General features: G+C 69.6%; 17 protein-coding genes and 1 pseudogene. 13 read left to right on the top strand and 5 right to left on the bottom strand.

Annotated elements, in window-relative coordinates; genetic code table 11:
- Window positions 1-36 precede the first annotated feature (36 nt).
- Both treS and GEV07_13820 read right to left on the bottom strand, forming a co-directional pair.
- Complete coding sequence (gene treS / locus GEV07_13825) at window positions 37-1782, bottom strand: maltose alpha-D-glucosyltransferase (GenBank protein ID MQA03745.1); 1746 nt, start codon at window positions 1780-1782, stop codon at window positions 37-39.
- A complete protein-coding gene (locus tag GEV07_13820; protein ID MQA03744.1) occupies window positions 1734-3800 on the bottom strand; it encodes a DUF3416 domain-containing protein in 2067 nt (688 codons plus the stop codon). The genes treS and GEV07_13820 overlap by 49 nt, the downstream gene beginning before the upstream one ends.
- 68 nt (window positions 3801-3868) lie before the next feature.
- Here GEV07_13820 and glgP point away from each other — a divergent pair, with 68 nt between their 5' ends.
- A complete protein-coding gene (gene glgP, locus GEV07_13815) occupies window positions 3869-6475 on the top strand; it encodes an alpha-glucan family phosphorylase (protein MQA03743.1) in 2607 nt (868 codons plus the stop codon).
- Between the two features lie 284 nt (window positions 6476-6759).
- On the opposite strand, the gene GEV07_13810 is transcribed toward glgP, so the two are convergent.
- Window positions 6760-6963 (bottom strand): hypothetical protein, encoded by a 204-nt coding sequence (locus tag GEV07_13810; GenBank protein ID MQA03742.1) that lies wholly within the window; start codon window positions 6961-6963, stop codon window positions 6760-6762.
- 206 nt (window positions 6964-7169) lie between these two features.
- On the opposite strand from GEV07_13810, the gene GEV07_13805 reads away from it, so the two are divergent.
- From GEV07_13805 to GEV07_13775, 7 genes and pseudogenes are all read left to right on the top strand, one after another.
- Complete coding sequence (locus GEV07_13805; protein MQA03741.1) at window positions 7170-8753, top strand: ABC transporter substrate-binding protein; 1584 nt, start codon at window positions 7170-7172, stop codon at window positions 8751-8753.
- 12 nt (window positions 8754-8765) lie between these two features.
- Window positions 8766-9719 (top strand): annotated as a pseudogene (locus GEV07_13800) (ABC transporter permease subunit).
- A 50-nt stretch (window positions 9720-9769) separates the two neighbouring features.
- The gene (locus tag GEV07_13795) at window positions 9770-10594 is read left to right on the top strand and encodes an ABC transporter permease subunit (GenBank protein ID MQA03740.1); all 825 of its coding nucleotides are present in this window, start codon (window positions 9770-9772) and stop codon (window positions 10592-10594) included.
- Window positions 10591-11595, top strand: a complete 1005-nt coding sequence (locus tag GEV07_13790; protein ID MQA03739.1) for an ATP-binding cassette domain-containing protein — start codon at window positions 10591-10593, stop codon at window positions 11593-11595. Before GEV07_13795 ends, GEV07_13790 begins: the two co-directional genes overlap by 4 nt.
- Entirely contained in the window at window positions 11588-12619 is a 1032-nt protein-coding gene (locus GEV07_13785; GenBank protein ID MQA03738.1) for an ATP-binding cassette domain-containing protein, read from the top strand. The genes GEV07_13790 and GEV07_13785 overlap by 8 nt, the downstream gene beginning before the upstream one ends.
- Before the next feature lie 19 nt (window positions 12620-12638).
- The gene (locus GEV07_13780) at window positions 12639-14381 is read left to right on the top strand and encodes a gamma-glutamyltransferase family protein (GenBank protein MQA03737.1); all 1743 of its coding nucleotides are present in this window, start codon (window positions 12639-12641) and stop codon (window positions 14379-14381) included.
- A gap of 5 nt (window positions 14382-14386) precedes the next feature.
- Window positions 14387-15070 (top strand): FCD domain-containing protein, encoded by a 684-nt coding sequence (locus tag GEV07_13775; protein MQA03736.1) that lies wholly within the window; start codon window positions 14387-14389, stop codon window positions 15068-15070.
- 15 nt (window positions 15071-15085) lie between these two features.
- Here the strand turns inward: GEV07_13775 and GEV07_13770 are convergent, their stop codons facing one another.
- On the bottom strand, window positions 15086-15325 hold the full coding sequence (locus GEV07_13770; protein ID MQA03735.1) for a hypothetical protein: 240 nt from the start codon (window positions 15323-15325) through the stop codon (window positions 15086-15088).
- A 36-nt stretch (window positions 15326-15361) separates the two neighbouring features.
- On the opposite strand from GEV07_13770, the gene GEV07_13765 reads away from it, so the two are divergent.
- The 3 genes from GEV07_13765 (at window position 15362) to GEV07_13755 (ending at window position 17105) form a co-directional block, all read left to right on the top strand.
- Entirely contained in the window at window positions 15362-15976 is a 615-nt protein-coding gene (locus GEV07_13765; protein MQA03734.1) for an ATP-binding protein, read from the top strand.
- A gap of 78 nt (window positions 15977-16054) precedes the next feature.
- Window positions 16055-16399, top strand: a complete 345-nt coding sequence (locus GEV07_13760) for a glyoxalase (protein MQA03733.1) — start codon at window positions 16055-16057, stop codon at window positions 16397-16399.
- 184 nt (window positions 16400-16583) lie between these two features.
- The gene (locus tag GEV07_13755; GenBank protein ID MQA03732.1) at window positions 16584-17105 is read left to right on the top strand and encodes an SDR family oxidoreductase; all 522 of its coding nucleotides are present in this window, start codon (window positions 16584-16586) and stop codon (window positions 17103-17105) included.
- On the opposite strand, the gene GEV07_13750 is transcribed toward GEV07_13755, so the two are convergent.
- Entirely contained in the window at window positions 17089-17670 is a 582-nt protein-coding gene (locus tag GEV07_13750) for a MarR family transcriptional regulator (protein MQA03731.1), read from the bottom strand. The two genes, GEV07_13755 and GEV07_13750, sit on opposite strands and share 17 nt — an antisense overlap.
- Window positions 17671-17787: 117 nt before the next feature.
- On the opposite strand from GEV07_13750, the gene GEV07_13745 reads away from it, so the two are divergent.
- Both GEV07_13745 and GEV07_13740 read left to right on the top strand, forming a co-directional pair.
- Window positions 17788-19251: a 4-hydroxyphenylacetate 3-monooxygenase gene (locus tag GEV07_13745; protein MQA03730.1), complete on the top strand. Its 1464-nt coding sequence runs from the start codon at window positions 17788-17790 to the stop codon at window positions 19249-19251.
- Between the two features lie 31 nt (window positions 19252-19282).
- Window positions 19283-19648, top strand: a complete 366-nt coding sequence (locus GEV07_13740) for a DUF485 domain-containing protein (GenBank protein MQA03729.1) — start codon at window positions 19283-19285, stop codon at window positions 19646-19648.

The following is a 19648-nucleotide window of genomic DNA, read 5'->3' as shown; positions in this document are numbered from 1 at the left end:
CTTCGCGTCTCCGCTCCATGCGATCTGCTTGCCAGGCTAGCCGTACATTCTCGCGTGCGTGGCCTCCTCCGCGCGAGTCGGCAGCTCGAACCAGTAGAACCCGTGGCCGGGGAGGGTGAGCAGGTACGGCAGCTCGCCGATGGCGGGGAACGGCACGTTGCCCATGCACTCCATCGGCACCGTGCCCTCGTACCTGCGCAGGTCGAGCTCCACCGGCTGCGGGAACCTGGACAGGTTGTTCACGCAGAGCAGCCGGTCGTCGCCCATCTCCCGCACGTACGCGAACACGCTCGGGTTGCTGCCGCCGATGTCCGTGAACGTGCCGAGACCGAACGCCGGGTGTCTTTGCCGGATCTCGATCATCCGCCTGGTCCAGTGCAGCAGCGACCCGGTGTCGCGCGTCTGCGCCTCGACGTTGAGCGCCTGGTAGCCGTAGACCGGGTCCATGATGACCGGCAGGTACAGCTGCTGCGGGTCGCACCGGGAGAAGCCGGCGTTGCGGTCCGGGGTCCACTGCATGGGGGTGCGCACCCCGTCGCGGTCACCCAGCCAGATGTTGTCGCCCATGCCGATCTCGTCGCCGTAGTACAGCACCGGCGAGCCCGGCAGCGAGAGCAGCAGCGCGGTGAACAGCTCCTGCTGGTTGGTGTCGTTCTCCAGCAGCGGGGCGAGCCGACGCCTGATCCCGATGTTCGCGCGCATCCGGGGATCCTTCGCGTACTCCTGCCACATGTAGTCGCGCTCGTCGTCGGTGACCATCTCGAGCGTCAGCTCGTCGTGGTTGCGCAGGAAGATGCCCCACTGGCAGTGCTCGGGGATGGTCGGCGTACGCGCGAGGATCTCCGTCAACGGGTACCGCTGTTCCCGCCGTACGGCCATGAAGATGCGCGGCATCAACGGGAAGTGGAACGACATGTGGCACTCGTCGCCGCCGACCTTCGGGTCACCGAAGTACTCGACGACGTCCTCCGGCCACTGGTTCGCCTCGGCGAGCAGCACGCGGTCGGGGTAGATCCGGTCGACCTCTTCGCGCACGCGCCTGAGGAACTCGTGCGTCGGCTCGAGGTTCTCGCAGTTGGTGCCGTCCTCCTCGAAGAGGTACGGCACGGCGTCCAGCCGGAACCCGTCGATGCCGAGGTCGAGCCAGAAGCGGAGGACCTCGAGCATCGCCGCCTGGACTTCCGGGTTCTCGTAGTTGAGGTCCGGCTGGTGGCTGTAGAACCGGTGCCAGAAGTACTGCCCGCGCACCTGGTCGTAGGTCCAGTTCGACGGCTCGGTGTCGACGAAGATGATCCGCGCGTCCGGGTAGCCCTCGTCGTCGTCGGCCCAGACGTAGTAGTCGCCGTACGGCCCGTTGGGATCGTTGCGGGAGGCCTGGAACCACGGGTGTTGGTCACTGGTGTGGTTCATCACCAGGTCGGTGATGATCCTGATGCCGCGCTTGTGGGCCTCGTCGATCAGCTCGACGAGATCGGCGATGGTGCCGAACTCCGGCAGGATGGTGAAGAAGTCACTGATGTCGTAGCCGCCGTCGCGCAACGGGGACTCGTACATCGGCAGCAACCAGAGACAGTCGATGCCGAGCCACGACAGGTAGTCCAGCCGCGAGGTGAGGCCCTTGATGTCGCCGACACCGTCGTCGTTGCTGTCGTGGAACCCGCGGATCAGCACCTCGTAGAACACGGCCCGCTTGTACCAGTGCGGGTCAGGTGGCGAGTCGGGCTCGGGGTTGCTCAATCGACGTACCTCCGCACGGTGAAGACGTGAGCGGGCTGTGGCCATGGGTCGAGACGGACGTAGTTGCGCTGGCCCCAAACGTACTCGGCGCCGGTCATCAGGTCGTGGACGAGGAGCTTGGCATCCCAGTCGAATCCGAGCGCCGGCAGGTCGAGGTCCACCGACGCCTCATGGGCGCCGTGCGGGTCGAGGTTGCAGACCACGAGCACGATATCGCCGAGCCCGCCGTTCTCCGGCCCAGGTACCCGTTTGGAGTAGCAGATGATGTGCGGGTCGGCCTGCGCGACGGTGTGGAAGCGCAGGTTCCGCAGGTGGTGCAGTGCCGGGTGCTCGCGCCTGATCTGGTTGAGGGCGGTCAGGTACGGCGTGATCGACGTCCCCGCGCGCTCGGCAGCCGCCCACTCCCTGGGCCGGAACTGGTACTTCTCCGAGTCGAGGTACTCCTCGCTGCCCGGCCGCACCGGCGTGTTCTCGCACAGCTCGTAGCCGCTGTAGACGCCCCAGGTCGGCGAGAGCGTGCTGGCGAGCACGGCCCGGATGACGAACGCAGGTGGCCCGCCGTGCTGGAGGTACGCGTGCAGGATGTCGGGCGTGTTGACGAAGAAGTTGGGCCGCATGAACGCGGCCGTCTGCTGCGACAGCTCGGTGAGGTACTCCTCGAGCTCCTCCTTGCCGTTGCGCCAGGTGAAGTAGGTGTACGACTGCTGGAAGCCGAGCTTGCCGAGCGTGTGCATCACCGCGGAGCGGGTGAACGCCTCGGCGAGGAAGATCACGTCCGGGTCGGTCTCGTTCACCGTGCGGATCAACCGCTCCCAGAACCACCCGGGCTTCGTATGGGGGTTGTCCACCCGGAAGATCCGTACGCCGTGGTCCATCCAGTGCCGCACGATGCGCAGCACCTCGGTGAAGATGCCCTCGGGGTCGTTGTCGAAGTTGATCGGGTAGATGTCCTGGTACTTCTTCGGCGGGTTCTCCGCGTACGCGATCGACCCGTCCGCACGGACGGAGAACCACTCCGGGTGCTCGGTGGCCCAGGGGTGGTCGGGTGAGGCCTGCAGCGCCAGGTCGAGCGCGACCTCGAGCCCGTGCTCGCGGGCCGTGGCGACGAACTCGTCGAAGTCGTCGATGGTGCCGAGGTCGGGGTGCACGGCGTCGTGCCCGCCTTCGGCCGAGCCGATCGCCCAGGGCACGCCAGGGTCGTCCGGGCCGGCGACGAGCGTGTTGTTCGGCCCCTTCCTGTTGGTCGTGCCGATCGGGTGGATCGGTGGCAGGTAGACGACGTCGAAGCCCATCTCCGCGATCTTCGGCAGCCGCTTGGCCACCGTGCGGAAGGTGCCGGACACCGGCTGCGGGTCGACCGTGGCGCCCTCGGAGCGCGGGAAGAACTCGTACCACGAGCCGAACAGTGCACGCTGCCGCTCGACCCGCACGGGGAAGGCGGCGCTCGGCGTGACGTGCTCGCGCAGCGGGTACGCGTCGAGCAGCGCGGTCACCGCGGACGCGGTGGCGGCCGCGAGACGCTCCTCGGGCGGCCGGTTGGTGTCGCGCAGCGTGCGGGGGAGCGCCTCGATCGTCTGCCGGTACGGCTTGGGTACCTGCCGTGCGGCGCGCTCGAACAGCCGCGCGCCCTCCTCGAGCATGAGTTCTGAATCGATCCCGAGGGGGATCTTGATGCCGGCGTCGTGCCGCCAGGTGGCGAGCGGGTCGCCCCACGCCTCGATGCGGAACGTCCACTCGCCCGCGTCCGGCACCGTGACGTCGGCCGCCCACAAGTCCAGCCACGGGGTGTCGAGCCGCATCGGCACCGGCGTGCGGCAGCGGCCGTCCGGGCCGCGGAGCACGACGGTGGCGGCGACCGCATCGTGGCCTTCGCGGAACACCGTTGCCGAGACACGGAAGGTCTCACCAGCCACCGCCTTCGCCGGCCAACGGCCGCCGTCGACGGTCGGCTGGACGTCCAAGATCGGGAAACGTCCGAGGGTCACGCGCCGACGATAGCGGAAGAGATACGCGTGCACGGGCGGCGGTGCGAGTCCGTCGACCTGTCGCTGACCGGCCCGGATGCGGGCCGGGAAAACTGATGCCCACGCGCCGCACAATCCGGCACCTGGAACCACTAGGCTTCCCGCCCGTGAAAGCAATCCGTCGGATGAACGTACGCACCTCGCTGCCCGGGCGCCTGGAGGCGCTCGCTGAGCTGATCACCAACCTCCGCTGGTCATGGCACCCGCCGACCAGGGAGCTGTTCGCCTCGGTCGACCCGGATGCGTGGGAGCGCACCAGGTACGACCCGTCCGCGCTGCTCGCCGAGGTGTCGGCCGAGCGGCTCGCCGCGTTGGCGGAGGACGAGGACTTCCTGCGCCGCCTCGGCGCTGCGCACGCCGACCTGACCGAGTACCTCTCCGGGCAGCGTTGGTTCCAGTCGCTCGACGACGCGCCGCGGGCGATCGCCTACTTCTCGCCCGAGTTCGGGCTGACCGAGGTGCTGCCGCAGTACTCCGGCGGACTCGGCATCCTCGCCGGCGACCACCTGAAGGCGGCCAGCGATCTCGGCGTGCCGATCGTCGGGCTCGGTCTGCTCTACCGGCACGGCTACTTCAGGCAGTCGCTGTCGCACGACGGCTGGCAGCAGGAGCGCTACCCGGCCGTCGACCCGGACGGCCTGCCGCTGACCTTGGTCAGGGACTCCGGTGGCGCCCCCGTGCAGATCTCCGTCGGATTGCCCGGCGGCCGGTCGATGGGCGCGCAGATCTGGCAGGCGCAGGTCGGCCGGGTGCCGCTGCTGCTGCTCGACTCCGACATCGAGAGCAACGCGCCGGCCGAGCGCGAGGTGACCGACCGGTTGTACGGCGGCAGCACCGACCACCGGCTGCTGCAGGAGATGCTGCTCGGCATCGGCGGCGTACGGGCGATCCGCGCCTGGTGCAGGGAGACCGGCCACCCGGAGCCCGAGGTGTACCACACCAACGAGGGGCACGCCGGGTTCCTCGGCCTGGAGCGGATCAGGGAGCTCGTGGTCGAGCACGGCCTGTCGTTCGACGAGGCGCTCGAGGCCGTACGCGCCGGCACCGTGTTCACCACGCACACGCCGGTGCCCGCCGGCATCGACAGGTTCCCGCGCGATCTCGTCGACCAGCACTTCGGCGGCGACAACGCGTTCGACGGCGTGCCGGTGGAACGGATCATGGAGCTCGGCGCCGAGACGTACGAGAGCGGCGACCCCGACGTCTTCAACATGGCCGTGATGGGCCTGCGGCTCGGCCAGCGCGCCAACGGGGTCAGCCTGCTGCACGGTGCGGTCAGCCGGGAGATGTTCGGCGGCCTGTGGCCGGGCTTCGACACCCAGGAGGTGCCGATCACCTCGGTGACCAACGGTGTACACGAGCGCACCTGGGCCGCCGACGAGGTGCTCGGTCTGCTCCACCCCGCGGGCCTGCACAGCGAGCAAGAGTTCGACCCGCAGACCTGGCGGTCCGTGGTCAGCGGCATCGACGACGGCACCGTGTGGCAGATGCGCTCGACGTTGCGTAAGCACTTGGTGCACGAGGCCAGGCGGCGGCTGCGGCTGTCCGCCCTGCAGCGCGGCGCGAGCGAGGCCGAGCTGTCGTGGGTCGACGACGCGCTCGACCCGAACGTGCTGACCATCGGGTTCGCCCGCCGTGTGCCGTCGTACAAGCGGCTCACGCTGATGCTGCGCGACCGTGACCGGCTGAAGTCGCTGCTGCTCGACCCGGACCGACCGATCCAGATCGTGATCGCGGGCAAGGCGCACCCGGCCGACGACGGCGGCAAGCGGCTGATCCAGGAGATCGTCTGGTTCGCCGACGACCCCGAGGTGCGGCACCGGATCGTCTTCCTGCCGGACTACGACATGGAGATGGCCAGGTTCCTCGTCTCTGGCTGCGACGTCTGGCTGAACAACCCGCTGCGCCCGCTCGAGGCCTGCGGCACGTCCGGCATGAAGGCCGCGCTCAACGGTGGGCTCAACCTGTCCATCAGGGACGGCTGGTGGGACGAGTGGTTCGACGGCGCGAACGGGTGGGCGATCCCGAGCGCCGACAAGCGTCCAGACCCGGACCACCGCGACGAGCTCGAGGCGACCGCTCTCTACGAGCTGGTCACCGACCAGGTGGCGCCCCGGTTCTACGACACCGACGAGCACGGCCTGCCGCGCCGGTGGATCGAGATGGTCAGGCACACGCTGGCCGAGCTCAGCCCCCGCGCGTCCGCCAACCGGATGCTCGTGGAGTACGTGACCAGGCTGTACGCGCCGGCCGCCGACAGCACGCGGCGGATCGTCGCCGACGGCTTCGCGGGCGCCCGCCAGTTGGCCGAGTGGAAGGCCAGGGTGCGCAAGGGGTGGCCGTCGGTCTCGATCGAGCACGTCGAGTCGACCGGCACGTTCGACGTCGCCGAGCTCGGTGGCGGGGTGCCGATCCGGGCGATCGTGAGCCTCGGCGAGCTGTCCCCGGCGGACGTCGAGGTGCAGGCCGCGTACGGCAGGATCAGCGACTCGGACGACATCGAGGCCCCCTCGGTCGTCGCGCTCACCGCGGTCGAGCAGTACGACGACGGCCGGATGCGCTTCGAGGGCGAGGTGCCGCTCGACCGCACCGGGGCGTTCGGCTACACGGTACGGGTGCAGCCGCGCCACGACCTGCTCGCCGACCCGGCCGAGCTGGGCCTTGTGGTGCTACCCGACCAGCCGGTGGGCTTGACCAACGGCACGTTGCGGTAGCTGCGCGTAGCTCTCTCGACAGGGGCTGCCGGCCGGTCGGCCGGCAGCCCCTGTCGTCGTTGTTTCCGGGGCGGTCCGGGTCAGCCGGGGTTTCGTGATGGGCGGGTCCCCGGTGCGTCTCGGCCGGCAGCCCCTGTCGTCGGTGTTTCCGGGGCGGTCCGGGTCAGCCGGGGTTTCGTGATGGGCGGGTCCCCGGTGCGTCTCGGCCGTCAGGCCTTGTCGTCGTCCTCGGGGCGGATCAGCCGGGGTTTCGTGATGGGCGGGTCCCCGGTGCGTCTCGGCCGTCAGGCCTTGTCGTCGTCCTCGGGGCGGATCAGCCGGGGTTTCGTCATCGGTGGGGCCTGCTTGGCGGAGGGACGGCGTGCGCTGCGGATGGCGAAGGCAGCCACCAGGCAGCCGATGGCCACCACGAGGACGAGCAGCCACGGCAGCCGCGCGCCCCGTAGCAGCGGCGCGGACGCGAGGTCGAGCCAGTGCAGGTAGGTCACCTGCCAAGTCTCGTACTCGCGGACCACTGGCCCCGCACCGGCCCCGATATGCCCGGATCTCGCGCCCCGTCGGGCTCACTCGCCGCGATATTGCACCCGTCCGATGGACACGGATCGTCACCGAGACTGACATCAGTTAATTGTCTACAGTCTGCGAGGTGCTCATCCGGGGGCGGACGACGGCTCGACGGCAGGGATGAGATCCGATGACGCACCGCCGATACATCCAGATCACGGCATTGGCGCTCGGCCTCGCACTGGTGGGGTGCTCGAATCCCACCGGCACCGGTGAAGGCACGGGCAAAGCGAAGGAAGGCGGCACGGTCACCGTCGCCTTGGCGGAGGCACCCGACAAGCTCGATCCGACCGTGGCGTCCACGTTCGTCGGGCGGATCGTGTTCGCCAACATGTGCGAGAAGCTGTACGACGTCAACGAGGACCTCGAGCTCGTGCCACAGCTCGCCGCGGACATGCCGGAGATCAGCGAGGACGGCAAGACGTACACCTTCGACGTCCGCGAGGGCGTGAAGTTCAACGACGGCACCGAGCTGAACGCCGCGGCCGTGAAGAAGACCCTCGAGCACTACCAGGACGCACCGGAGTCGGCGCGCTCGGCCGAGCTGAGCGAGATCGACTCGATCGAGACCGAGGGCGACACGACGGTGCGGCTGAACCTGAAGCACCCGTTCGCGCCGCTCACCTCGATCTTCGCGGACCGGTCCGGGATGATCCTGTCGCCGAAGCAGCTCGACGAGCTCGGCGCCGACTTCGCCAACGACCCGGTCTGCGTCGGCCCGTTCTCGTTCAAGGACCGGCCGTCCAGCGACCGCATCGAGCTGACCAAGTCGGACCACTACTACGACAAGTCCGACGTCAAGCTCGACGGCGTCAACTTCAGCGTCATCACCCAAGGCAACGTCCGAGCTGCGAACCTCCGCTCAGGCGATATCGACATCGCCGACCGGATCGAGCCGACGGACATCGAGACGCTGAAGTCCGTCGACGACATAAAGATCTCGCCGGTGACGTCACTGGGGTACCAGGGCATCACGGTGAACGTCGCGAACAGCAACGGTTCGGGCAAGCTGCCGCACAACATCGTGGACAAGCCGCTCGCGCAGGAGCCGAAGCTGCGGGAGGCGTTCGCGCTGAGCCTGGACCGCAAGGCCATCAACAAGGTGGTCTTCGACGGGCAGTACACCCCGGGGTGCACACCGATCTCACCGGTGACCAGCTACGCGCCGGACATCGAGTGCCCCGAGCAGGACCTCGCCAGGGCCAAGCAGCTGGTGAAGGAGACCGGCGTCAAGACGCCGGTGAAGATCACCCTGACCGTGGAGGCGGCCAACCCTGAGGCGACGAAGCTCGGCACGGTCATCCAGGGGATGGCGAAGAAGGCCGGCTTCCAGGTGAAGGTGCAGTCGACCGAGTTCACCACGGCGCTCGAGCAGTCGCAGGCCGGCAAGCTCGAGACGTTCCAGGTGGGCTGGTCGGGGCGGCTCGACCCGGACCAGAACATCGCACCGTTCTGGGACCCGCGCAGCACGCTCGGCGACAGCGGGGCCAACTACGACGACGTGATGGACCTCATCGCGAAGGAGCGGGCGACGACCGACGGGGCGGAGCGCAAGCAGATCTTCAACCAGCTCACGCAGAAGTTCCTCGAGTACAACAACGTCATCTACCTGTACCACCCGAAGGTGGTGCTGGGTAACCGGACGAGCCTCTCCGGCGTCGAGTACTACGGCGACGGCCTGATCCGGCTCAAGACGGCCACGCAGACCGGCTGACGGGCGCTGCGGATGTTGTGGTTCCTCGCCCGGCGTGCCGGCGCCTCGTTGATCACCTTGTTCATCGCGACGGTCGTGGTGTTCCTCGGGGTGCGGGCACTGCCGGGCGACCCGGCCGTCGCGCTGTCGGCCGAGACCGCGTCACCGGAAGCGATCGAGACGATCAGGCAGAAGTACGCGCTGGACGAGCCGCTGGTCGTCCAGTACGGCCTGTGGATCGGGCGTGCGTTCCAGGGCGACCTGGGTACCTCGCCGAAGACCGGCCTGCCGGTGACCCAGACCCTGATGGAACGGCTGCCGATCACGTTGGAGCTGGCGAGCCTGTCGCTGCTCGTGGCGGTGTTGATCGGCGTGCCGCTCGGGATCGCGGCAGCGGTGCGGCGCGGCAGCGTGCTCGACTACGTGTGCAGCACCACCGCGCTCGCCGGGCTGTCGATCCCGAACTTCTGGCTCGGCATCCTGCTGATCCTCGCGTTCGCGGTGCAGTTCCCCATACTGCCGGCGTCCGGGTTCGAGCCGTTGACCAATCCGATCGGCAACCTGTCGCACATGCTGATGCCCGCCGTCGTGCTCGGTACGGCGCTCGCCGCGGTGGTGATGCGGTAGATGCGGTCGGCGATGTTGGAGTCGTTGGGCGCGGACTACGTACGCACGGCGCGGGCGAAGGGCATGAGCGAGCGGACGGTCGTCGGCCTGCACGCGCTGCGGAACAGTCTGGTCACCGTCGTGACGGTGGTCGGCCTGCAGCTGGGTGCACTGATCTCGGGCGCGGTGGTGACCGAGCAGATCTTCGTGATCCCCGGCATCGGACGCCTCACCGTCGACTCGGTGTTCAGCCGTGACTACCCGGCCCTGCAGGGTGTCGTGCTGGTGACGGCCACCGGGTACATCCTCGCGAACTTCCTCGTCGACGTCGCGTACTCGGTGCTGAACCCGCGGATCCGGGTCGGGGGAGGTGCGTCGTGACGACGCTGACCGCGGACACCGTCGCCTCCTCCGCCGTCGCCAGGCGGCGGCTGGTGCGCAGGTTCGCCAAGCGGCGGCTCGCCGTCGTGGGGTTGGTCGGCGTGGTCGTCGTGGTGCTGACGGCGCTGTTCGCCCCGTTGCTCGCTCCGTACGACCCTTCCGCGTCCGACTACGGGTCGGTGCTCGAGCCGCCGTTCAGCCCAGGGCATTTGCTCGGCACCGACGACGTCGGCCGCGACCTGCTCTCCCGCGTGATCGTCGGCGCGCGTGCCTCGCTCACCGCGGGCGTGCTCTCCACGTTCATCGCGGTGTGCGTCGCCGTGCCGATCGGGCTCGTGGCCGGGTACTACCGTGGCTGGATCGACCCGGTCATCTCGCGGGTGACGGACGTCGTGCTCTCCTTCCCGTTCCTGATCCTCGCGGTCGGGTTGGCGGCGATCCTCGGGCCGTCGCTGATGAACGCGACGATCGCGCTCGCGGTCGGGCAGATTCCGCAGTTCGTGCGCATCACGCGTGGCGAGGTGCTCGGGCTGCGCGAGCTGGAGTACGTGGAGGCCGCGGTGGTCAACGGTGCGCCCGACCGGGTGGTGCTGTTCAAGCACATCCTGCCCAACACCGTGAACCCGCTGATCGTGCAGGCCACGGTCGCGATCCCGACGGCCATCATCGGCGCCGCCATCCTTTCCTTCCTCGGGTTGGGCGAGCAGCCGCCGACACCGAGCTGGGGGACCATGCTGTCGGAGGCGCAGCAGTACATCGCGCAGTCGCCCTGGTACGCGGTCTTCCCCGGTCTGGCCATCGCGCTGACCACGTTGTCGTTCAACCTGTTCGGCGACGGCCTGCGGGACGTACTCGACGTGAGGACGAGCACATGAGCGGCGAGGAGCGCCTGGTCGTCGAGGACCTGAAGGTGCGCTTCGACAGCGACGACGGCACCGTGCTCGCGGTCAACGGGGTGTCGTTCTCCGTCGGTCCAGGAGGCGTGGTCGCGCTCGTCGGGGAGTCCGGCTGCGGCAAGTCGGTGACGGCGATGGCGCTGCTCGGCCTGTTGCCCGCGACGGCGACCAGGTCGGGAAGCGTACGGCTGGAGGGCAGGGACATCTCCGACCTCGGCCCCAAGCAGCTGCGCGAGATCAGGGGCCGCGACATGTCCATGATCTTCCAGGAGCCGATGACGTCGCTGAACCCCGCGTTCACCGTCGGCTTCCAGATCGGTGAGGTGCTCCGTCGACACGTTGGGCTGTCGCGCAAGGACGCCAGGGTCCGCGCCGTAGAGCTGCTCGACCTGGTGCGCATCCCGGCCGCGGAGCAGCGCGTGGACGACTTCCCGCACCAGATGTCCGGCGGCATGCGGCAGCGCGTGATGATCGCCATGGCTGTGGCGTGCAACCCGAAGGTGCTGCTGGCCGACGAGCCCACGACGGCGCTGGACGTCACCATCCAGGCCCAGGTGCTCGACATCATGCGCGATCTGCGCGAGCAGTTCGGCACGTCGATCGTCATCATCACGCACGACCTCGGGGTGGTGGCCGACATCGCCGACGACGTCGTCGTCATGTACGCCGGGCACGTGGTGGAGTCCGCGGACGCGGACTCGGTGTTCACCAACCCGCAGCACCCGTACACGGTCGGTCTGCTCGGCTCCGTGCCGCGCCCCGACCTGGGGCCGGACAGCGCGCCCGAGCGGTTGCGGGAGATTCCGGGCATCGTCCCCGTGCTACGCGAGCAGCCGACGGCGTGCGTGTTCGCGCCGCGGTGTCCGCGCGCGGACGACGAGTGCCTGGCGGAGATGCCGCCGCTGGCGGCGACGGCGCCCGGACAGCTCGCGGCGTGTGTGCACCCGGGTGCGAAGGCGGCGGAGGGTGCGTATGGCTGACCATCTGCTCGAGGTGACCGGGCTGACCAAGTACTTCGACGTACCCCGCAGCCGCGGTGGTGGCCGGGTGCACGCGGTCGACGGCGTCGACCTGACCATCGACGAGGGCGAGATCGTCGGCCTGGTGGGGGAGTCAGGCAGCGGCAAGTCGACCGTGGCCAGGTGCATCGTGCGCCTCATCGAGCCGACCGGTGGCCGGATCACGTTGCACGGCCGCGACATCACGCACCTGTCGCGGCGGCAGATGCGGCCGCTGCGCCGGCAGGTGCACATGGTGTTCCAGGACCCGTACTCGTCGCTGGACCCGCGCACGCAGGTCGAGGAGATCGTCGCGGAGCCGGTGCGGATGCACGGCATCGCCAGCGGCCACGACGTACGGCGGCTGGTGGCCGACATGCTCGAACGGGTCGGCCTCTCCGCGGACATGGCGCGCCGGTACCCGCACGAGCTCTCCGGCGGGCAGCGGCAGCGGGTCGGGCTGGCCAGGTCGCTTGTGCTCGAGCCGAGCCTGCTGATCGCGGACGAACCGGTGTCCGCGCTGGACGTCTCCGTGCAGGCGTCGATCATCAACCTCGTCCTCGACCTGCAGCGCGACATGGGGTTCAGCTGCCTGTTCGTCGCCCACGACCTGTCCACGGTCGAGTTCCTGTGCAACAAGGTCGCGGTGATGTACCTCGGTCGCATCGTCGAGCAGGCGACCCGCGACCAGCTGTTCCGCGGCCCGCGGCACCCGTACACGCAGTCGCTGCTGTCCGCGGTCGTGCTGCCGGACCCGCAGGCGCAGCGCGAGCGACAGCGCGTGGTGCTGCCAGGCGACATCCCCAGTCCGATCAACCCGCCGTCCGGCTGCCGGTTCCACACCCGTTGCCCGGTCGCTGAGCTGCCGATGTGCCGCGACCAGACACCGGAGCTCGTCGACCACACCGATGACGGACACTATGGAGCGTGTCACCTGATCGGGGCCGACGGACGTGCCCCGGACGTGACGGGAGGAGCGGACACCCTTGTTCACCACGAGACCTGAACTCGCCGGCACGTTCGGCATGGTGGCGTCGACGCACTGGCTCGCGTCGAGCAGCGGCATGGCGGTGCTGGAGAAGGGCGGTAACGCCTTCGACGCCGCGGTGGCGGCGGGCTTCGTCCTGCAGGTCGTCGAGCCGCACCTCAACGGCCCCGCCGGTGAGGTGCCGATGATCGCCTGGGACGCCCGTGCCGAGCGGCCGTTCGTGGTGTGCGGGCAGGGCACGGCGCCGGCGGCAGCGACGACGGACGCGTTCCGCGAGCTCGGTCTCGACCTGGTGCCCGGCACCGGCCTGCTGCCGGCGTGCGTGCCAGGCCAGTTCGGCGCGTGGCTGCTGCTGTTGCGCGACTACGGCACGCTGCCGCTGCGCGACGTGCTGGAGTACGCCATCGGCTACGCGGAGCACGGCTTCCCCGTCGTGCCCCGCATCGCCTCGACGGTGGACCTGGTCGCCGACCTCTTCAGGGAGCACTGGTTGACCTCCGCCGCGCTGTGGCTGCCAGGTGGCGCGCCTCCGGTGCCTGGCCAGGTGTTCAGGAACCCGGAGCTCGCCGCGACGTACACCAGGCTGGTCGAGGAGGGGGAGCGTGCCGGCAGCGACCGGCAGGCGCAGATCGAAGCCGCGCGGCAGGCGTTCTACAGCGGGTTCGTGGCGGAGACCGTCGCCTCGTTCGCCGAGCACGAGGTGATGGACGTCAGCGGCGAGCCGCACCGCGGCCTGCTCGGCTACGACGACATGGCGGCCTGGCGGGCTTCGGTCGAGGAGCCGGTCTCGTACGACTACCGCGGCCACACCGTGCTCAAGGCGGGACCGTGGACGCAGGGGCCGGTGTTCCTGCAACAGCTCGCGCTGCTCGCCGGATTCGACCTGGACGCGTACGACCCGTGCTCGGCCGACTTCGTACACCTGGTGACCGAGTGCGCCAAGCTCGCATTCGCCGACCGCGAGGCGTACTACGGCGATCCCGCGTTCGCCGACGTGCCGTTGGACACCCTGCTCTTGGCGGCGTACAACGACGAGCGGCGCAAGCTGGTCGGCGACGTGGCCGACACCGGCCCGTTGCGGCCGGGCGCGGTCGCCGGCGAAGCGCCGCGACTGCCGCGGCCCGTTGCCGCGGCCGGGGACGCGGGGTCCGCGGGCGCGGTGGGCGAGCCGACCGTCCAGCCGTCCGGGTTGACCCGCGGCGACACCTGCCATCTCGACGTGGTTGACCGCTGGGGCAACCTGGTGAGCGCCACGCCGAGCGGTGGCTGGCTGCAGAGCTCACCGGTGATCCCCGGACTCGGCTTCGCGCTCGGCACCCGCGGGCAGATGTACTGGCTCGAGGACGGCCTGCCGGCGTCGCTCGTGCCGGGGAAGCGCCCGCGTGCGACGCTGACGCCGTCGCTCGCGCTGCGCGGCGGCGCGCCGTACCTGGCGTTCGGCACGCCGGGCGGCGACCAGCAGGACCAGTGGTCGGTGCTGCTGTTCCTGCGCCACGTGCATCACGGGATGAACCTGCAGGAGGCCATCGACGCGCCGGCGTGGCACACCAGCCACTTCCCGTCGTCGTTCTACCCGCGGCAGGCCAACCCCGGCCGGCTGCACGTGGAGGACCGCATCGGTGCCGACGTGCTCGCCGAGCTGCGCAGCCGCGGGCACGAGGTGGTCGCAGAGGAGCCCTGGTCGCTCGGCCGGCTGAGCGCGGTGAGCCGGGGGCCGGACGGCCTGCTGAAGGCCGGTGCCAACCCGCGTGGCATGCAGGGATACGCGACAGGACGGTAGGACCGATGTCCGAGGCCCAGGGCAACCACGGCTACCAGGCGATGACGCCGGTGTCGCGGCCGGGGCCGTTGCGGCACTTGGTGGAGGAGACGCTGCGCGAGCTGATCGTCAGCGGCGCGCTCGCGCCCGGGCAGCACCTCGTCGAGCTGGAGGTGGCCGACCGCCTGCAGGTGAGTCGCGGGCCCGTCCGCGAGGCCTTCCAGGCGCTGCACAGCCAGGGCTGGGTGGACCTGCGGCCCGGGCGGGGCGCCTTCGTGCACGCGCCCACCGTCGAGGAGGTGGACGAGCTGTTCGGCGTGCGCGCCGCGTTGGAGGGCGAGGCCGCCGCGCTGGCCGCCAAGGCCATGTGTGCCGAACGGCTCGCCGAGCTGGAGGAGATCTCCGCGCGCGGGCGTGCCGCCGTGCTCGGGCACGAGTACGACCGGGTGGTCGCGACCAACTCGGAGCTGCACCGGCGCATCGCCGACCTGGCGGGGAACGCGCTGCTGTGCCAGATGATCGCGTCGCTGGACGGCAGGATCAGGTGGTACCTGCGGCCGGTCGTGCACAACCGCGGCATCGCCTCGTGGGACGAGCACGACGCCCTGATCGAGGCGCTCGCCGACCACGACGCGGAGCGTGCCAGGCAGCTGATGCGCGAGCACACCGGACGTACCCGGCAGGCGAACCTGACCGCGCGGCTGGAGTGACGGCTACCGCTGCACCTACTCCGCGCCGCCGGCGCGGGTGCCGTCGGTGGCCGGGTGCTCCACGAGTGCGATGACCCGGTTGGCCATGAACCTGGCGGTACGGATCACCGTGCCCGCACGGGTCACCTCGCTCACCTCGATGACGCTGCGCGAGGTGGCGACCTCGACCCGGCGGCCGATGCGCGTGGCCGCGATCTCGTAGGTCTTGGTCTGGCCGCCGGCATCGACGACGACCTCCACCGTGTCGCCCCTCATGATCCCATTGTCGCGCGCCACACCGACAATGGTGGGATGACCGGCTCACCTCGAACATGGCGTAACACGACGCACGACTGGACGAGGGAGCTGGACGCCGGGCACCTGGCGCAGATCCGCGCGGCGCCGGCGAGTTACGCGCCAGGCGGCGTGGTGCACCTGGTGCTCGAGGTGCTCGCGTACGCGGCCGACGAGGCCGCGGCGACGGGTTCCGGGCGGGCCGTCGTACGGCTGCACGCCGACGGTTCGGTGGCGGTCACCGACCACGGCCGCGGCACCGACACCCGCACCGACGACCAGGGCCGCACGGTGAAGAAGCCGGTGCTGGCGACGAAGGACCTCAGGTTCTTCGACCGTGCCGACCCGGTGCTGCTGCCCGACGGCCGGCCGCGGCGCGGACTGTCGGTCGTGGCCGCGCTGAGCACCTGGCTGGTCCACACGAACAGGCACGCCGACGGCGCCTGGACGCAGCGTTACGAGCACGGGCTGCCGGTCACCGATCTGGCGGCCGTCGACGGTGGCGAGCCGACGGGGACCACCGTGCACTTCCTGCCTGACACCTCGCTCGTGGCGTCCGGGGTCTCGGTGCCGCCGCTGCGGCGGCTCGTGGCGTCCTTCCACCCTCCGCTCGCGGTCCAGATCGAGGAGTGAGTGTCGAGAACCGTGGCTCGGCTCCGACGTCGCCGGTAGAACGTACGGAGGAAAGGACAGAACCATGGACAGCCAGTCGTGCACTTCCAGATCACCAGCCGTGACTCCGCCGCATCGTGCCGCTTCTACCGCGAGCTGTTCGGTTGGCAGCTGGCCATGACCGACGACGGCGAGGGCTTCCTCGACGGGAGCACGACGAAGGACGACGCGGGCAACACGGGGATCAACGGCAGCATCGACAACGGCGCCGAGCCTGGCGTCATGTTCTACGTCTCCGTGCCCGACGTGGAGCAGGCGCTGCAGCGAGCCGAACGCCTCGGCGCGACCCGTACGAAGGGGCCGCAAGGCACGCCGGGGGAGCTCGTCACGGGACAGTTCGTCGACCTCGACGGCCAGGTCATCGGCGTCGCGGGAACGGCATAGCGAGGCTCGCCGCCACGGGCGCACTGGTGTCCGCGCGGTCTGCCTCCGCCGACGAGCCGGAGACAGGCTCGATCCCGTGCGGATCGAGAGCGGACAGCCGCGCTACTACTGGTCGTCCGCAGAACCACGACGTGGCACGTCCATCACTTGAAGGTCCACAGAGGACGGCACCTACTCCAACACCATCGCGATCAACGCGGCAGGGGGCGACCGTGCGCATCCCGCGTTCCCGGACCTCAGCGACGACAGCTGGGAGCTGATCGTCGACCTCAACCTCACCGGTGTCGCGCGCTGTATACGTGCCGCGCTGCCGCATCTGCTGGCCGCGCCCGCGGGTGGCAGCGTGGTGACGATCGGGTCGGTCAACGGCCTGGCGTCGCTGGGTAGCGAACCGTACTCCGCAGCGAAGGCCGGTCTGCAGAACCTCAATGCCAACCTCGCCGCACAGTACGGTCGCCACGGAGTGCGGTTCAACCTGGTCGCCCCGGGTACGACCCGCACCCGCGCATGGGACGGTCAGCCGGACGACCTGGCCGGGATGAGCACCCGCTGTCCGCTCGGCCGGATCGGTGAGCCCGACGACATCGCGGTTGCCGTTGCCTTCCTCGCGTCCGACGACGCCTCGTGGATCACCGGCATCGTGCTCCCGGTCGACGGCGGCGCCCTCGCCGGCGGCATGCGCAGGGTTCTTACGGGTGACGCTTGACGTTCGGCTGGGTAGCTCGGGACGAGATGACGCGTTGTCGCGCGATGGCATTGTCGCTCGTACGGACCAGCCGCCGCACCAGGCGGTGCAGCTCGTGGAACTCCTCCGCGGTCAGCTCGGCGAACTGCTCGTCGTTGACCCGCCGCTGGGCGGGGGCCAGCTCCGCGAGCAGCTGATGGCCGGCCGGTGTGACGGCCAGGTTCACCGCGCGTGAGTCGGTCTTGCTGCGGGTCTTGGTGATCAGGCCGCTGCGTTGCAGCTTGTTCGTCTCCGCGGTGACGAAGGTCGGGCTGACGTGCAGGTGCTCGGCGATCAGCCGCACCGTTGCCGGGGTGTCCTGCAGGTGCCTGATGGTGACGAGCGTGGTGTACTGCGCGCCGGACAGGCCGATGTAGCTGGCGTGGCCGTTCCTGACCGCCTCGTGGCGGGCGCCGAGCGCGAGCATGTCGTGCACGAGCTCGCGGAACTTCACGTCCGAGCCGTCCACCAGCAGCTCCTGGCGGGTGATGGTGAGCGGGACGGTCGAGCCGTCCGTGGCGCGTGCTGCCCGTTCCTGGCTGGCCATAGCACTGCCCCCAAATCCGCGGCGCCGCAAATATTGGTAACTCAAGTCATTGACGTAAGTAGCTAAGTAACTGCACTATATCTGCCAAGCTGCCGCCCGCGAGCGATGGGAGCTGCGATGGCTACGACGAAGACTGGTGCGGAGCACCTTGCCTCGTTGCGCGACGGGCGACAAGTGTTCCTGGACGGCGAGCTCGTCGCCGACGTCACGGAGCACCAGGCGTTCCGCAACGCAGTGTGGTCGGCTGCGCTGCTGTACGACTACCAGGCGGATCCGGCCAATGTGGAACGGATGACCGTACAGGCGAAGAACGGCCGGCGGATCAACCGTTCGTGGCAGATCCCGGCGAACCACGCGGAGATGGTCGAACGGCGGCACGCCATGACCTCGTGGGCCGAGCTGACCGCGGGCTACATGGGCCGCTCACCCGACCACGTGGCCTCGGCGCTCGTCGGCCAGGTCATCGGCATCGACACGCTGCGCCAGCACGAGGAACGCGGCGCGCAGGCGCTGCTCGACTACTTCGAGTACGCGGCCGCCGAGGACCTCTTCCTCACCTACACGATCATCAACCCGCAGGTCGACCGGTCGAAGGCCTGGGGTGACCAGCCGGACGAGGACCTGGTCGCCGGCGTGGTGGACGAGGACACGACCGGCATCACCGTGCGCGGCGCGAAGATGCTCGGCACCAGCTCGATCATGGCCAACGAGCTCTTCGTCGCCAACCTGCAGCCGCTGAAGCCTGGCGAGGAGAAGTACGCGATCTCGTTCGCCGTGCCGATGAACGTCCCGGGCCTGAAGGTGCTTTCGCGCAAGTCGTACGAAGCCGCGGCCGTCTCGGAGTTCGACAACCCGCTGTCGTGCCGGTTCGACGAGAACGACGCGCTCGTCTACTTCGACGACGTCAAGGTGCCCTGGGACCGGGTGTTCGTGGACCGCGACGTGAACATGGCGCGTGCCCAGTTCCACGACACCTTCGGGCACATCTACCAGAACTACCAGGCGCAGGTGCGCCTCGCCGTGAAGGCGCGGTTCCTCGCCGGCGTCGCGCGGCGGTTGGCGGACGTCATCGGCACCAGCAGCATCCCGGCCGTGGCGGAACGGCTCGGTCACCTCGCGGCGCAGGCCGCCGGGGTGGAGGCCATGCTGAACGGCATCGAGGTCGCCGGCAGCCAGGTCGGGGGCGCGTACGTACCGAACAAGCACTTCGTCTACAGCGCCCAGGTGCTGACCCAGGAGCTGTACCCGCAGCTGGTCGCGACCATCAGGGAGCTCGCCGGCGGGTCGCTGATCATGCTGCCGTCGTCGGTGGCCGACTTCGACGCACCCGACCTGGCCAGGATCATCGCCAAGACGCAGCTGTCGCCCGCGATGGAGCCGGACGAGCGGGTCCGGTTCCTGAAGCTCGCGTGGGACGCCGTCGGCTCCGAGTTCGCGTCGCGACACGTGCAGTACGAGATGTTCTACGCCGGTGCGCAGTTCGTCACCCGTGGCCACAGCTTCCGCACCTACAACTGGGAGGCCGCCACCGGCATCATCGACACCGTCCGTCACAGCGAGACCGCCCCGTCCGCCACCTAGCCGCCCCGCCCTCTCCCGAGACGAGGACCTGATGTCCGGTCCACAGCAACGTGCATCCGCCGAGGAGCCAGAGCCCGACTGGGACGCCATCGCCAACTCGGTGGCGTTCAGACAGCTGACCCGCAGCCGCAGGCGCTTCGTCGTGGTTGCGCTCGTGATCGCGCTCGGCTGGTTCGCCGTGTTCCTCGGCCTGGTGTGCTACGCACCAGGCGTGATGGGTGCGTTCGTCTACCGCGGACTCACCGTCGGCTACCTGTTCGGCACGAGCGTGTTCGTGGTCGCCGGCATCATGACGTTCGCCTACCTGCGGTTGTCCCGGCGCTCGTTCACCGGGCTTGAGGAGGCGGCGAGGAACAGTGCGGGGGCCGCCGTACTGGACGAGGAGCCCCGCTCGTGA

Source organism: Streptosporangiales bacterium (assembly GCA_009379825.1).
Lineage (GTDB): Bacteria > Actinomycetota > Actinomycetes > Streptosporangiales > WHST01 > WHST01.
This window is presented reverse-complemented; position numbering and strand designations above follow the sequence as displayed.